The following is a 15,473-nucleotide window of genomic DNA, read 5'->3' on the forward strand; positions in this document are numbered from 1 at the left end:
TTCGGAATTCGGGGCCCCGCCCGGATGGGACGGGCGGCCGGGCGGCGTCACGCTCGACCCATGGAAGCGACCATGACAGACACGGCGGTGCAGGTCCTCGGCCCGATGGCGGCCACGGTCGGCGGAACGCGGGTGCGCCTCGGCGGGCCCCGGCCGCGCGCGGTACTGGCGGCGCTGGTCGCGGCGGGCGGCGCGACCGTCCCCGAGCAGCACCTGATCGACGCCGTGTGGGACGACCGCCTGCCGGCCCGCCCCCGCCACGCCCTGCACACCTGCGTGGCCGACCTCCGGCGCGCCCTGGAACCCCACCGCCCCGCCGGCCACGCCCCCTCCGTCCTGCGCCACGGACCCGGCGGCTACCGGCTGTCGCTCGCCCCGGACGCCGTCGACGCCCGGCGGTTCGCCGACCTGGTCGAGCGCGCCGGGGCCGCCGCCCGCGCCCACCGCCCGCACGACGCCCTCACCTCGGCCGACCGGGCCCTGTCGCTGTGGCGCGGCCCCGCCTTCGCCGACCTCGCCCACCTGCCCTTCCTCGACCCGGAGCGCTGGCGCCTGACCGAACTGCGCTGCGCCGCGCGGGAGATCCGCGCCAACGCGCTCCTCACCCTGGACGCCCACCACCTCGCCGTCGCCGAGTGCGCCCTCCTCACCACCGAGGCCCCGCTGCGCGAATCGGCCTGGGCGCTGCGCGCCCGCACCCTCTACCGCAGCGGCCGCCAGGCCGAGGCCGCCGCCGTCCTGCACACCGCCCGCCGCACCCTGCGCGACGAGCTCGGCGTCCACCCGGGCCCCGAACTCGCCCACCTCACCCAGCGCGTCCTGGTCCACGACCCGGCCCTCGCCGCCGAACCGGCCGCCCCCGCGCGACGGCCCGCCTGACCCGGCGTCACTCCGGCTCCTGCACCGCCACGTCCAGGCTGCGCCGGCCCACCAGGACCGCCGTCAGGGCCAGGCCGAACAGGCCGGCCACCACCGTCAGGGCGGCGGTGGCGCCGGCGGACTGGAGGAGGGCGCCGGCGGCCAGCGGGGCGAGGGGTTGGAGGGCGCCGCCGATGAAGGAGGTGGTGCCGGTGACCCGGCCGTAGACGCCGTGGTCGACGACCAGGAGGGTGGTGGTGCCGAGGGCGGCGCCGACCACGGGGGCGAGCAGCAGGACGGTGGCGAGGGCGGCGGCGGGGCCGAGCTGGCCGCCGATGAACGCGGCGGCGAGGGCGGCGAGCAGCCGCAGGCCCGCGGTGGCGGCCATCAGCCGCCAGAGGCCGAAGCGGCGGTGGGCGCCCGCGGCGACGAGGGAGCCGAGGAGTCCGCAGACGGCGGCGGCGCTGAACGCGAGGCCGGTGCCGCCGCCGGCCGCGCCGGGGCGCAGCAGCAGGATGTACATGAGCATGGAGACGGCGAGGTTGCCGGGCACCGAGTAGGCCAGTGAGCCGCGCAGGAACGGGGTGCGGCGGATGACGGCGAGGCCTTCGCGCAGCCGGGGCCAGCCGCGGGCGGTCGGGGCGTCGCCGGCGCCGGAGGGCAGGCCGCGGACGCAGGCGAGGGAGACCAGGTAGCTCGCGGCGTCGGCGAGGAACGGCACGGCCCGGGCGAGGCCGAACAGTGCGCCGCCGGCGGCGGGGCCGACGATGGAGGCGCTGTAGCCGCGGACCTGGTTGGCGGCGACGGCCTCGGGCAGCTGGTCGGCGGGGACGAGGGTGCGCAGCATCTTGCCGGCGGCGGGCCCGAACGCGGTGAGGGCGGTGCCGGAGACCACGGTGGTCACGGCGAGCAGCCACATCGGGGGGCCGCCGACGAGCGTCCACCCGGCGACGGCGGTGACGGCGGCGAGGCGGACGGTGTCGCAGGCGAGCATCAGGCGGCGCGGGGAGATCCGGTCGGCGAGTTGGCCGCAGGGGGCGGCGGTCAGCCAGGTGGTGAGGAAGCCCAGGGTGGCGAGGACGCTGGCCTTCCTGGGCGAGCCGGTGACGGCGACGGCGAGCAGCGGCACCGCCAGCACGCTCATGGAGCTGCCGAGTTCGGAGGTGAACTGGCCGATCCACAGCCGCCGGAACATCGGGTTGGCCCCGACCAGCCGGAACCGGCGCAGCGCGCGCCGGTCCTCGGCGGGTCGGGTGTCCGCCTCCAGGTGGGTCGTCACGGCAGCAGCCCGTCCACGGTGAAGTGGAAGTCGGTGCGGGTGCCGGGGCGGGCGTGGCGCAGCCGGTCGAGGAAGAGCGCGATGCCGATCGAGCCGGTGGCCAGGTCGCAGCTCTCCCGCAGCGCCTGTTCACCGGGGAAGCCGAGGCCGTCGGGGTGTTCGATCCGGCTGAGCAGGATGCCGTCGGCGACCCGGCGGGCTTCGTCCAGCCAGCGTTGTTCGCCGAGCAGTTCGCCCGCGTCGAGCAGGACGTTGCCGAAGCCGGCGAGTCCGTGGGCGAGGTGCGGGAAGACGGCGTACCGGCGGGCCGAGTCGCGCAGCAGGTCGTCGGCGACGGCGGCGAGTTCGGCGTCGGGCCGGGCCGCGAGGTAGCGGACGACGGCGACGGAGACGCCGGCGGTGCCTTCGTCCCAGTAGTTGCGCAGCACGGTGCGGCCTTCGGCGGGGCCGGTGTGGGACGGGAAGCCGAGGGTGCCGCCGGGGAGGCGGGCGGCGTGCGCGAGGTCGTGGCCGAGGGCGGCGCGGCCGAGGGTGTACCAGCGTTCCTCGCCGGTGGCGAGGTGCAGGTAGAGCAGGAACAGGGCGATGCCGCTGCCGCCGTGGCCGTGGCCGAGCCGGGTCCGGGGCCGGTCGTCGCCTGGGGTGGTGTGCGGCCAGTGCGGGCCGTCGGGGCCGTGGACGGCGGCGGCGGCGAGGTGTTCGCCGTCGGCGACGGCGTCGGCGAGCAGCGCGGGGTCGTGCTGACGGTGCCACAGGTGCAGGGCGGCGAGGCCGTGGCCGGCGGTGCCGTGCAGGACGCCGGGCAGGGCGTGCCGCAGCGGGTGGCGGCGGGCGGCGGCCATCAGCGAGCGGGCGACGTCGGGGTGGCCGAGCGCGTCGAACGCCCAGGCCAGGCCGGACTGGCCGACGTACAGGCCGGGCGGGTACGCGGCCGGGTCGACGTCCTTGGCGAGCGCCCAGCCGAGCAGCGGGGCGGGCACGGTGCCGCGCAGCCGGTGCAGGCCGTACAGGATGCCGGTGGCGCCGTACGCGAGGGAGAGCGGGTTGCTCTGGTGGGCGAGCGGGTTGGTGGGGAACAGCCGGTCGGCGCGCTGCGGGTCGGCGGCGGCCTCGATCTCGGCGGTGACGAGCCCGACGGTGGCGGCGAGGTCGGCGTCCCGCAGCCCGGGCACCGCCTCGGGGTCGCCGTAGCGGCGGCCGGCGGGCTGGGCGAGCGGGACGGGGGCCGTCCACAGCTCCGGGTCGTCGAACGGCAGGGCGTCGATCCGCTTCAGCAGTTCGTCCGGATCGGTGTCGCCGTCGACGGCCTCCGGGTCCGTCAGGTCGCGGATCAGCGCGGTGAGTTCGGCGGGGAGGCCGAGGTCCTCGGCGAGCGCGTCCAGGAACCGGTCCTGGGCGGGGCGGTGGAAGCCGGTGGTGTTGTTGACCACCATGATCGAGGAGAGCATCAGCGCGCCCAGGCAGTGCCAGTCGTTGGCCCGGTCGTAGCGGTTGGTGGCGCGCAGCCGGGGGCTGGCCAGGCCGACGGTGTGCACGCCGAGGTGCGGGTCGAGGCCCTCGCGGACGGCGGACTCCAGGTCGAGCAGCACGGCCCGGCCGTCCTCGGTGACGTGCACGTTGGTGTGCGAGAGGTCGCCGAGCAGGATGCCGCGGCGGTGGGCGACGGCGACGGCCTCGGCGATCTGCCGCCACAGGGCGCGCTGCGCGCGGTAGTAGGCGCGCAGGCTGTCGCCGTCGAGCCGGCCGGTGATCACCGGGTTGGTGACGATGCCGTGCCGGCTGTAGTGCGGGCCGTCGACGTACTCCTCGACCAGGAAGGCGTGGCCGCCCTCGTGGAAGAAGTCCAGCGGCCGCACGAAGTACCCGGTGTCGGCGAGCGCCGACAGCACCCGGTACTCCTTCTCCAGCACCTCGGCGGCCTCCCGCCCGGGCCGGCCGACCAGGATGCCGGGGCGGGCCTCCTTGAGCACCACCTGTGCGCCGGTGTCGCGGTCGGTGGCCAGGTAGACGCCGCCGCGGTTGCCGAACGTCAGGGCGGCCGTGGGCAGGTAGCGGCCGTTCAGCGCGCCGTCCGGCTCGGCCTCCTCGGGCGGGAACGGGTCGTCGACCCACGACGGTGTGCTGAAGTACGGGTTGCGGACGTCGGGGACCAGGGCGCCGTCCGGGGCGGCGATCATCAGGTCGCTGATGCCGTCGGGGCGCAGCTGCTTGATCGCGGCGAAGCCGCCGTAGCGATAGTAGACGGCGGTGGAGCCGGGCCAACGCCGGTCGGAGAGGATGTACGGGCCGCCGCGGCCCGCCAGGGCGGCGGCCAACTCCTCGCCCACGGCGTGGAATTCGGCGTCGTCGGCCGGGTAGACGGTGATGAACTTGCCGCTGGCGGTGCGGGAGAAGTTCTTGCCGCTGGTCAGGTCGACCGACCACGGGTCGATCAGGAACTTGAACGCCGCCCGGCGCGCGAACAGCACCGGGAGGGCGAGTCGCAGCACCTCCGCGCTCTCCCCCGCCGCGGCGGTGACGTGCAGCTTCCAGCCCTGCGCGGGGGTGGCGCGGCCGGGCGGGTCGGCGATGAACCAGAGGCCGCGCCGCCGGGTGGTCCAGCCGTCCGGGACGAGTTCGCGGAACGCCACGAGGTGCGCCGGGTCGGGGCGGTGGCGGTCGGCGGTCTCGTACCAGCGCCGGTCGAACTGCAGGTAGAACTGGAGCGATTGCCAGGAGAGCATGGGCGTTCCCGTCCGGACGAAGCGGTGGAAAAACGGCTTGGGCCCCGGCGGCGCGGCTCCGCCGGGGCCCGGATGACCGGTGGGTCAGCAGCTGTGCGAGTCGCAGGAGGAGACGCTGATGGCCTCCTGGTCGATCGGGCTGCCCTCGACGGTGACCATCTTCTGGAGCTCCAGGACCTTCGACATGAGGTCCTCCTCTCGGTTCGTTTCCTCCGCCCCGACCGGTCGGCCGGTGCGGTGGAGACATCACATCAACGGCCGCTCCGAAACCGCTCCGAGACCGCTCCGAAGCCTGTTCCGACAGTGCCCCGTGGCAGACTCCGCGCCATGAACATCACTGCGGTGCACCACAGTTGGCATGACTGCGTGGCGCTCTTCGAGAGCCGCGGCCTGCCTTCGAGCAGCTATGAGAACCTCTACGAGGAGGGCTACGACGTCCACGCCGGCCGCCTGGCCGTCTCCGGTCCGCTGGACCTCGACGCGACCGAGCCGTACGGCACCGGGTTCGTCATCGACGGCGACCTGGAGGTGACCGGCACGATCCTCAACCTGGACGACGGCTGCCCGGCGCTGATCGTCCTCGGCGACCTGACCGCCGGGGCGGTCTACCTGGAGGGCGACGCCAAGCTGCTGGTCCGCGGCACCGTCCGGGTCGGCGCGTTCGTCGGCAACATGACGGACAAGCTGGTGATGATCGGCGGCGACCTGCAGGCCGGCGTCACCGTCCTGTCCGGCGGCTTCTTCCCCGACCTGGTCGCGGGCGCGCTGACCGGCCCGGTGCTCGCCCAGCCGTACGCGGTGGCCGAGTTGGGCCACGACGTCGCCACGCCGCCCGCCGCCGAGGTGCTGCTGCCCGAGCTCCTGCGCGCCGACGGCGAGGAGGACGGCCACTACTTCGACGTCCCGGGCGTCCACGGCTCCCGCCTCTTCGCGCACCTGGAGGCCGGCCGCCCGGTGCTGCGCTGACGCCGGGGACGGCGCCGCCCCGGCGCCTCGCCCGGGTCGACGGGGGCGCCGGGGCGGCTCGCCCGGAAGAGCGGGTGCTACATGTTGATCATGTGGCCGGCGAGGCCGTGGACGGCCTCCTTGACGGCCTCGCCCAGGGTCGGGTGGGCGTGGATGTTGCGGCCGACCTCGTGGACGGTGAGGTCCCACTGCTGGGCCAGCGTCAGCTCGGGCAGCAGCTCGGTGACCTCGGGGCCGATCAGGTGCGCGCCGAGCAGTTCGCCGTGGGTGTTGTCGCAGATCACCTTGACGAAGCCGACGGGCTGGCCGAGGCCGTGCGCCTTGCCGTTCGCGGTGAACGGGAACTTCTGCACCTTCACGTCGTACCCGAGCTCGCGGGCCTGCGCCTCGGTGTACCCGAAGGACGCCACCTGCGGCTGGCAGTAGGTGGCGCGCGGGACCATCACGAAGTCGATCTCCATGGTCTCGGCCTTGGCGATGGTCTCCGCGGCGACCACGGCCATCGCCTCGGCGGCGTGCGCCAGCATCAGCTTCGCGGTGACGTCGCCGATCGCGAAGATGTGGTCGACGCTGGTGCGGCCCCGGCCGTCCACCGCGATCGCGCCGCGCTCGGTGAGCTGCACGCCGGTGACCTCCAGGCCGTAGCCCTGGGTGCGCGGCGCGAAGCCGATCGCCTGGAGGACCTTGTCGGCCTCCAGCACCTCCTGCTTGCCGTCCCGGGTGACGGTGACCCGGACCGGCTTGTTCGGGTCCGAGTCGTCGATCGCGTCGACCCGGGTGGAGGTGAGCACCTGGATGCCCAACTTGCGGTACTGCTTGGCGAGTTCGGCGGAGACGTCGGCGTCCTCCAGCGGCACCATGCGGTCCAGGAACTCGACGACGGTGACCTTGACGCCGTAGTTGTGCAGCACGTACGCGAACTCGACGCCGATCGCGCCGGCGCCCGCGATGATGATCGACCCCGGCAGCTGCTCGGTGAGGATCTGCTCCTCGTAGGTGACGACCCGCTCGCTGAGCGAGGTGCCGGGCAGCAGCCGGGTGGTGGCGCCGGCCGCGATCACGCAGTGGTCGAAGGTGACCAGCTCGAACCCGCCGCCGCGCAGCGCGACCTGCAGGGTGTGGTCGTCGACGAAGGTGCCCCAGCCGTCGTACTCCGTGATGTCGTTCTTCTTCATCAGGTAGTGGACGCCCTTGACCCGGCCGTCGGCGACCTGCCGGGAGCGGCTGAACGCCTTGCCGTAGTCGAAGGAGACCCGGCCCTCGACCTGGATGCCGTAGAGGTCGGCCTCCTTCAGCACGGTGTGCGCGAGTTCCGCGTTGCGCAGCAGCGCCTTGGAGGGGATGCAGCCGACGTTCAGGCAGACGCCGCCCCAGTACTTGGCCTCGATCACGGCGGTGCGCAGACCGAGCTGGGCGGAGCGGACAGCGGCGGTGTAGCCGCCGGGGCCGGCGCCCAGGACGACCACGTCGTAGTGCGTGCTCATGTTCCTCGTTCCTCCGGTGACATCGAAGACCACGTTGGCTTCGCGGCCATGGGGTCAGTACATCAGGTCACGAACGGTCGGAGCTCGGGGAGGTCGGGCAGCGCGCGGGTGAGCAGCCAGTCGTCCAGCAGCGGGCGCAGCGGCCGGTCGGTGTAGTGCGAGGCGTGCGCGGCGAAGTCGTCGGTGGTGACCACGGAGTGCCGGTGCGCGGTGGCCCAGCCGTGCAGCAGGCGGAAGAACGCGGCGTCGCCGAGGGCGCAGCGCAGCGCGTGCACGGTGAGGCCGCCGCGTTCGTACACCCGGTCGTCGAACATCTGCCGTTTGCCGGGGTCGCCGATGGTCAGGTCCTGCGGCAGGCCGCGCAGTTGGCGGTGCGCCTCGGCGGCCTTGGCCTGCGTGGTGGGGCCGCCGGTGCGCTCGGACCACAGCCATTCGGCGTACTTGGCGAGGCCCTCGTTCAGCCAGATGTGCCGCCAGTCGGCGATGGTGACGCTGTTGCCGAACCACTGGTGGGCGAGCTCGTGGGCGACCAGCCGTTCCCAGCCGCGCCGCCCGTCGACGTGGTTGCGGCCGAAGGTGGCCATGCCCTGCGCCTCGACGGGGACGTCCAGTTCCTCGTCCACCACGGCGACGGTGTACTCGCCGAACGGGTACGGCCCGAACAGCTCCTCGAACAGCCGCATCATCTGCGGCTGCCGGGCGAAGTCGTGCTCGAACGCGGCCTGCAGCGCCAGCGGCACCCAGGCGATCTGCGGGATGGTGCCGGGGACGCGCTCGGTCAGCGGGAACTCGCGCAGCGGGGCGATCGCCAGCCCGACCAGGTAGGACGCGGTCGGCGCGGGCTGCTCGTAGACCCAGGTGGTGGCGGAGGACCGGGTGGTGCGGCTGAGCAGCCGGCCGCCGGTGACCACGGTGTACGGGGTGGCGGTGGTGACGGTCAGTTGGTAGGCGGCCTTGTCGGCGGGCCGGTCGTTGCACGGGAACCAGGACGGTGCGCCGATCGGCTGGGAGGCGACCAGCGCGCCGTCCTCGATCTCCTCGAAGCCGAGGCCGCCCCACGGGCTGCGGACCGGGCGCGGGTTGCCGGACCAGTGCACCTCGCAGGTGAAGACCGCGCCGGCGGCGAGGGCCTTGGCGGGCTTGATCCGCAGTTTGCCGTCGCGGTGCGCGTAGTGCGCGGCCCGGCCGTCCACCAGCACCTTGCCGATCCGGAACGCCCCCAGGTCGAGGGTGAACTCGCGCAGCGGCTCGGGGCCCGCTATGGCGGCGATCCGGGCCGAGGCGGCCAGCCGGTTGGGGCCGGGCCGGTAGTCGAGGGCCAGTTCGTAGCGGTGGGCGCGGTACCGCGGGTCTCCGTTGCGGGGGAAGTAGGGATCGCCGCTCACCGGTGCTGCTCCTCCTCGCCGGGCTGCCAGGCTTCGATCGGGTTGCCGAGCCAGCGGGTGTCGGCGGGGACCGTCTCGGCGCGCATCACCAGGGAGGCCGGGCCGAGCGTGGTGCGTTCGCCGACGGTGCTGCCGGGCAGCACGATCCCGCCCGGGCCCAGGGTGGAGCCCGCGCGGAGCTCCACAGTATCCAGCCGCATGATCCGGTCGTGGAAGAGGTGCGTCTGCAGCACGCAGCCCCGGTTGACGCTGACCCCGTCGCCGAGGGTGACCAGGTCGGCCTCGGGCAGCCAGTAGCTCTCGCACCACACGCCGCGCCCGATCCGGGCGCCGATCGACCGCAGCCACAGCGTCATCACGGGCGTGCCGGCCGTCCGGCCGACCAGCCAGGGGACGGCCAGCACCTCGGTGAAGGTGTCGGCCAGCTCGTTGCGCCACACGAAACCGGACCACAGCGGGTGCTCGACCGCCCGGAACCGGCCCACCAGCAGCCACTTCGCGGCGGCGGACACCACGCAGGCGACGATGCCGGACGCCAGCAGCACCAGCCCCGACAGCAGCGGCTGCCCGACGGCGCACAGCGCGGCGGCCGTCAGCACGGCCAGCGCCGCGGAGGCGAGCACCGGGACGATCCGGGCCAGCTCGGTCAGCCCGCGCGCCCAGCGCAGCCGGGCCGGCGGCTCGTAGGTGAGCGCCAGGTCCGCGGTGTCGGCGGCCCGGGGCAGCTTGACCGGCGGCATGCCCAGGTAGGAGCTGCCGCGCTTGGCCTTCTTCGGCGTCGCCGACAGCACCCCGACCAGCCCCCGGTCCGGAACGGCCCGGCCGGGCGCGGTCATCCCCGAGTTGCCGAGGAACGCCCGCTCGCCGATCTCGGCCCGTCCGATCCGCACCCAGCCGCCGCCCAGCTCGTACGGGGCGATCAGGGTGTCGTCGGCGAGGAACGCCCCGTCGCCGACCGTGGTCAGGCTGGGCAGCGCCAGCACCGTGGACACCTCGGCGCCCTTGCCGACCCGCATGCCCAGCAGCCGCAGCCACACCGGCGTGATCAGCCCGGCGTACAGCGGGAACAGCGTCTCCCGGGCCAGGTCCATCAGCTGGCTGACCGTCCACGCCTGCCAGCCGACCCGGCCGTGCAGCGGGTGGTACCCGGTGCGCAGCCCGCGCGACAGCAGCCGCACCCCGACCAGCACCTTCGCCGCGTACGCCAGCCCGTACGCCAGCGTGGCGGGGACGAAGGCGATCAGCGCGCCCCGGAGCGCCGCCGCCAGGCCGTCGCCGGGGTGGACGAACTGCGCGGCGATCAGCAGTGCGGGCAGTGCGGAGAGCAGCGGCAGCACGGACAGCACGAACCCGGTGGCGCCGTACACGGCCGCCCAGCGGGCGGTGCGCCGCGGGCGCTCCTTGGGCCAGCCGCGCTCCGCCTTGCCGGTCTTCACGGCGGGCGCGCCGGCCCAGCGCTGACCGGTCGGGACGTGCCCGGTGACGCCGGAGCCGGGCGCGACCTCGGCCCGCTTGCCGATCTTCGCGCCGGGCAGCAGCGTCGAACGGGTGCCGACCACCGCGCCCGCACCGATCCGCAGCGCGCCGATCTCCAGCCGGTCGCCGTCCAGCCAGTAGCCGGACAGGTCCACCTCGTTCTCGATCGCGCAGCCCTTGCCGAGCCGCAGCAGGCCCGTCACCGGCGGCAGCGCGTGCAGGTCCACATCGGCGGCGACCCGGCAGCCCAGCGCCCGCGCGTACCTGACCAGCCACGACCCGGACAGCTGCACCGCCCCCGACGCCTCCGCCAGCCGCTCCGCCGTCCACAGCCGCAGGTGCACACTGCCGCCGCGCGGGTACCGGCCGGGGCCGACCCCGCGCAGCAGCAGCCGGGCGCCGCCGGCGGCGATCGCCAGCCGGCCGGGCGCCGAGTACAGCAGCACCGCACCGGCCGCCAGCAGCCACCACGGCGCGGACGGGGCCCACGGGTAGTCGCCGACCAGGTGCAGCGCCGTGCCGAGCACGCCCAGCAGCAGCGACCAGCGCAGACCGGTCAGGGTGATCAGCGGCAGCATCAGCAACAGCTGGAGCAGCTGGGCGCGGCGCGGCACCGGTTCGACGGTGCGCGCCGGGCCCTCGGACTGCGCGGACCGCTCCAGCAGCCGGGCCAGCTTGCGCAGCGTCGGCTGCTGGTAGATGTCGAGCACCGACACGGACGGGTAGCGGCCGCGCAGCAGGGTGGTCAGCCGGGCCGCCGCGAGCGAGCCGCCGCCGATCGCGAAGAAGTCGTCGCCGGCGCCGCGCACCCGGGTGCCGAGGATCTGCGCCCACTGCTCGGCCAGCCACGCCTCGGTGCCGTACAGCTGCTCGGCGGGGCCGGACGTCTCCAGGTCGGGCAGCGGCCACGGCAGCGCGTCCCGGTCGACCTTGCCGGACGTCCGGGTCGGCAGGTGCTCGACGGTGGCCAGCAGCGGCACCAGCGCGGCGGGCAGTTCGGCCCGCAGCCGCGCCACCGCCGCGTCGCGGTCGAAGCCGTTCTGGGCCACCAGGTACCCGACCAGCAGCTGGTTGCCGCCCCGGGCCGTCCGCACCGCCGCGGCCGCGCCGGACACCGCGGGCAGCGCCTGCAGCGCCGCGTCCACCTCGCCCAGCTCGATCCGCCGGCCGCCCAGCTTGATCTGCTCGTCGGCCCGCCCGAGGAACACCAGCCCCTCGGCCTCGGCCCGCACCAGGTCGCCGCTGCGGTATGCCCGTTCCCAACCCAGCGATTCGAGCGGCGCGTACTTCTCCGCGTCCTTCACCGGATCCAGGTACCGCGCCAGGCCGACCCCGCCGATCACCAGCTGCCCGCTGCCGCCCATCGGCACCGGCGCACCCGCCTCGTCGACGACCGCCAATTCCCAGCCGTCCAGCGGCAGCCCGATCCGGATCGGGGCCTGTCCGGTCAGCAGCGCACCGCACGCCACCACCGTCGCCTCGGTCGGGCCGTACGTGTTCCACACCTCGCGGCCCTCGGTGACCAGCCGCTCCGCCAGCTCCGGCGGGCACGCCTCCCCGCCGAAGATCAGCAGCCGCACCTCGTTCAGCGCCTCGGCCGGCCACAGCGCGGCCAGCGTCGGCACCGTGGAGATCACCGTGATCTCCTGCTCGGCCAGCCACGGCCCCAGGTCCGCGCCGCTGCGCACCTGCGCCCGCGGCACCGGCACCAGGCAGGCGCCGTGCCGCCACGCCAGCCACATCTCCTCGCACGACGCGTCGAACGCCACCGACAGTCCGGCCATCACCCGGTCCCCGGGCCCGATCGGCTCGTCCTGGAGGAACATCGCCGCCTCGGCGTCCACGAACGCCGCCGCGCTGCGGTGCGTCACCGCCACGCCCTTGGGCTTGCCGGTCGAACCGGACGTGAAGATGATCCACGCGTCGTGCTCCGGGCCCGGCGCCTGCGCCTCGTGACCCGACGGCTTCACCTTCTCCAGCCGCCCGCCCGCCCCGATCACCGCATTGACGTCCGCCTCGCCGAACACCAGCTCCGCGCGCTCGTCCGGATCCTCGAAGTCCACCGGCACGTACGCGGCCCCCGCCGCGAGCGCCCCCAGGATCGCCACGTACAGCTCGTTCCCGCCCGACGGCACCCGCACCCCGACCCGGTCCCCCAGCCCGACCCCGGCCTCCGCCAACTGCCGCCGCACCCGCTCCACTTCACCCGTCAGCGCGGCATAGCTCAACGTCTGCCGCCCGTCGTCCAACGCGGGCTCCTGCGGGTACGCGGCCGCCGTCGCCGCCAGCACATCCACCAACGTTCGCGCCGCGGCCGCCGGCCGTGCGCGGAACAACGCGGTGTCGGAATCGGTGATCATGGCCATACGGTCCTCGTCCTGGGTGCCCGGGCAGTCAACCGAAAGTGTCCAAACTGCGACAACCCGGGAAAGTCTAGGCGAACAAGCAGCTGCCAAACCGGAGGAGCACACGGTCGGACGGACGCACAGCAGGGGCGCGACCCACGCCGATGACCTGCACGTGGCCGCGCCCCTGCCCTCCCGGGCGCCCCGCTACTGCCCCCGCCGAACCGCCCCCGGAGCCCGCACCGCCGGCCGGTCGGCCCGCTTCGCCGAGGTCAGCTGCCACGGCACCGATATGACCATCACGCCGGGGGTGAAGAGGAGGCGGCTCTTCAGCCAGAGGGCGGTCTGGTTGTGCAGCAGGTTCTCCCACCAGCGGCCGACCACGTACTCGGGGATGAACACCGCCACCGCATCGCCGGGCGAGGCGGCCTTCAGCGCGCGGACGTGGGCGACGACCGGCTTGGTGATCTCCCGGAAGGGGGATGCGAGCACCCGCAGGGGCACGTCCAGGCCGCTGCCGTCCCAGGCCGCCCGCAGGTCGGCCGTCGCCTCGGGCTCGACGTCCACCGTGACGGCCTCGACGGTGTCCGGGCGGAAGGCCTCCGCGTAGCCCAGGGCGCGCAGGGTGGGCTTGTGGAGCTTGGAGACCAGGACCACGGCGTGGACCTGGCGGGGGCGGGAGCTCTCCGCGGCGACGTCCTCGACCGCGAGTTCCGCTGCGACGTGGTCGTAGTGCCGCCGGATGCCGCGCATGGTGAGCCAGAGCAGCAGCGCGGCGACCACGGCCAGCCACGCGCCCTGGGTGAACTTGGTGATCAGGACGATGACCAGCACCAGCGCGGTGGTGACGGCGCCCAGCCCGTTGATCAGCCGGGAGCGCTGCGCGGCGGCTCGCACCGCCGGGTCGCTCTCGGTCGCCAGCGCCCGGTTCCAGTGCCGGACCATGCCGATCTGGGAGAGCGTGAAGGAGGTGAACACGCCGAGGATGTACAGGTGGATCAGGCTGGTGACGTCCGCCTTGTAGAACCAGAGCAGTCCGCCGGCCACCACCGCGAGCGCGATGATGCCGTTGGAGAAGGCCAGCCGGTCGCCGCGGGTGTGCAGCTGCCGGGGCAGGTAGCGGTGCTGGGCGAGGATCGAGGCGAGCAGCGGGAACCCGTTGAACGCGGTGTTCGCGGCCAGGATCAGCACCAGCGCGGTCACGGCCTGGATGAAGTAGAACAGCAGCGTGTCGGAGCCGCCGAAGACCGTCGCGGCGAGCTGTGCGATCACCGTCTGCTGGGTGTACGTGTGGCAGTCGCCGGCCAGGCCGGTCAACTGGCAGGCGTCCTCGACGTAGTGGACGTGCGAAGTGAGCGCGAGCAGCGTGACGCCGGCGAACATCACCACCGCGACGATGCCCATCACGGCCATGGTGGCGGCGGCGTTGCGGGACTTGGGGGCCCGGAACGCGGGCACGCCGTTGGAGATCGCCTCGACGCCGGTGAGCGCGGTGCAGCCGGAGGCGAAGGCGCGCAGGCCGAGCATCAGCAGGCCGAGGCCCTGCAGGGTGTCCCTGCCGTCCACGGCGGCGACGCCGAGGGCTGCCGTGGGGGCCTGCGGGTTGTCGCCGAAGGCCAGCCGGATCAGGCCGGTGACGACCATCAGCAGGATGCCGCCGATGAACAGGTAGGTCGGGGCGGCGAACGCCCGGCCGGATTCGCGGACGCCGCGCAGGTTCATCGCGGTCAGCAGCGCCACGAAGCCGACGGCGAGCGCCACCCGGTACTCGGCGAGCGAGCCGAACGCGGAGATGATGTTGTCGACGCCGGACGCCACCGAGACGGCGACCGTCATCACGTAGTCGACCAGCAGCGAGGCGGCCACCACCAGGCCGGAGTTGGCGCCGAGGTTGCGCGAGACCACCTCGTACGAGCCGCCGCCGCTGGGGTAGGCGTGCACCACCTGCCGGTAGGACATCACCACCACGGCCATCAGGGCGATCACGCCGACGGCGACCCACGGGGTGAGGTACAGGAAGGCGGTGCCGCCGACCGTGAGGACGAGCAGGATCTCGCCGGTCGCGTAGGCCACCGAGGAGAGCGGGTCGGAGGCGAAGATCGGCAGCGCGAGCCGCTTGGGCAGCAGCGTCTCGCCGAGCTCCTCGCTGCGCATGGCCCGGCCGATCACGAGGCGCTTGAGCGCCTGGGGGAGGTTGAACACAGCACGGGAGCGTATGCGCCGATGGCGTTAAGACAAGCAGCCTGTCCGATCACCGGATTTCCCGCGTTTCCGCAGGCCAGGGCCGGTACAGGTGATCGAATCGAAGGCTTTTGGGCCGTCAAGGCTGCCGTTAAGGATTCGTCAATGTCGCTCGACGAGGGCCGCAAACCGGGACGAAACGGTCACCGCGCGGTCGGCAGCCGGGCCTCGATGGCCGCCAGCGCCGCCCTGATCGCCGCCACGTCGTCCTTGTCGGCCACCTGGTCTCCGCGCTTCAGCTTCACCAGCAGGGTGCCGCCCGGCTCCAGCACGATCAGTGCGGTCTCCTCCACACCGTCGCCGCCCTGGTGCCGGATCGCCACGTCCAGGTCGGGGATCCGGATGCCCTGCCGGTCGATCTCCCGCAGGTCGTACGCGCCGTCCCGGCCGAGCACCGTCGGCGTCCCGTCCAGCAGCCGGTTGAACCAGTCCCAGCGCATCGCCTGCCGCACCAGCACCCAGTCCGTGAGCAGCAGCACCAGCGCCCCGTACAGGCCGCCGACCAGCGAGTTGTCGTTCCCGATCACCGCGTTCTGCACCACGTTCGACAGCAGCAGCATGACCACCAGGTCGAAGGTGTTCAGCTGCGCCAGCCCGCGCTTGCCGATCACCCGCAGCAGCACCAGCAGCGCCAGGTACACCAGCACGGTGCGCAGCGTCTTCTCGCCGTAGGAGATCCCCGCCTGGAACATGTCGTGCCACATGCCCGCCACCGT

9 protein-coding genes are annotated in these 15,473 nt (G+C 73.9%); 2 read left to right on the forward strand and 7 right to left on the reverse strand.

All coding sequences use genetic code 11. The features are described from left to right. Positions 1 to 72 precede the first annotated feature (72 nt). On the forward strand, positions 73 to 879 hold the full coding sequence (locus ACI1MP_RS07050; RefSeq protein WP_380333065.1) for a BTAD domain-containing putative transcriptional regulator: 807 nt from the start codon (positions 73 to 75) through the stop codon (positions 877 to 879). 7 nt (positions 880 to 886) lie between these two features. Here the strand turns inward: ACI1MP_RS07050 and ACI1MP_RS07055 are convergent, their stop codons facing one another. Both ACI1MP_RS07055 and lanKC read right to left on the reverse strand, forming a co-directional pair. Next, positions 887 to 2,137 carry an MFS transporter gene (locus tag ACI1MP_RS07055; protein WP_380333066.1) on the reverse strand — a complete coding sequence of 417 codons (1,251 nt, stop codon included), beginning with the start codon at positions 2,135 to 2,137 and terminating at the stop codon, positions 887 to 889. Beyond that, positions 2,134 to 4,860, reverse strand: a complete 2,727-nt coding sequence (lanKC, locus tag ACI1MP_RS07060) for a class III lanthionine synthetase LanKC (protein WP_404868048.1) — start codon at positions 4,858 to 4,860, stop codon at positions 2,134 to 2,136. The genes ACI1MP_RS07055 and lanKC overlap by 4 nt, the downstream gene beginning before the upstream one ends. 327 nt (positions 4,861 to 5,187) lie before the next feature. Between lanKC and ACI1MP_RS07065 the strand changes: the two genes are divergently transcribed. After that, positions 5,188 to 5,826 carry a hypothetical protein gene (locus ACI1MP_RS07065; protein ID WP_404868049.1) on the forward strand — a complete coding sequence of 213 codons (639 nt, stop codon included), beginning with the start codon at positions 5,188 to 5,190 and terminating at the stop codon, positions 5,824 to 5,826. Between the two features lie 77 nt (positions 5,827 to 5,903). Here ACI1MP_RS07065 and lpdA read toward each other — a convergent pair whose 3' ends face one another. From lpdA to ACI1MP_RS07090, 5 genes are all read right to left on the reverse strand, one after another. Further along, positions 5,904 to 7,310 carry a dihydrolipoyl dehydrogenase gene (gene lpdA / locus ACI1MP_RS07070; protein WP_387990389.1) on the reverse strand — a complete coding sequence of 469 codons (1,407 nt, stop codon included), beginning with the start codon at positions 7,308 to 7,310 and terminating at the stop codon, positions 5,904 to 5,906. Positions 7,311 to 7,372: 62 nt separating this feature from the next. After that, entirely contained in the window at positions 7,373 to 8,695 is a 1,323-nt protein-coding gene (locus ACI1MP_RS07075) for a M1 family metallopeptidase (RefSeq protein WP_404868050.1), read from the reverse strand. After that, entirely contained in the window at positions 8,692 to 12,531 is a 3,840-nt protein-coding gene (locus ACI1MP_RS07080) for a Pls/PosA family non-ribosomal peptide synthetase (RefSeq protein WP_404868051.1), read from the reverse strand. Before ACI1MP_RS07080 ends, ACI1MP_RS07075 begins: the two co-directional genes overlap by 4 nt. Positions 12,532 to 12,723: 192 nt before the next feature. Continuing rightward, the gene (locus tag ACI1MP_RS07085) at positions 12,724 to 14,718 is read right to left on the reverse strand and encodes an APC family permease (RefSeq protein ID WP_404868052.1); all 1,995 of its coding nucleotides are present in this window, start codon (positions 14,716 to 14,718) and stop codon (positions 12,724 to 12,726) included. A 182-nt stretch (positions 14,719 to 14,900) separates the two neighbouring features. Further along, positions 14,901 to 15,461 (reverse strand): DUF421 domain-containing protein, encoded by a 561-nt coding sequence (locus ACI1MP_RS07090; protein ID WP_404868053.1) that lies wholly within the window; start codon positions 15,459 to 15,461, stop codon positions 14,901 to 14,903. Positions 15,462 to 15,473: the final 12 nt, after the last annotated feature.

The organism is Kitasatospora griseola (assembly GCF_044999035.1).
GTDB lineage: Bacteria > Actinomycetota > Actinomycetes > Streptomycetales > Streptomycetaceae > Kitasatospora > Kitasatospora griseola.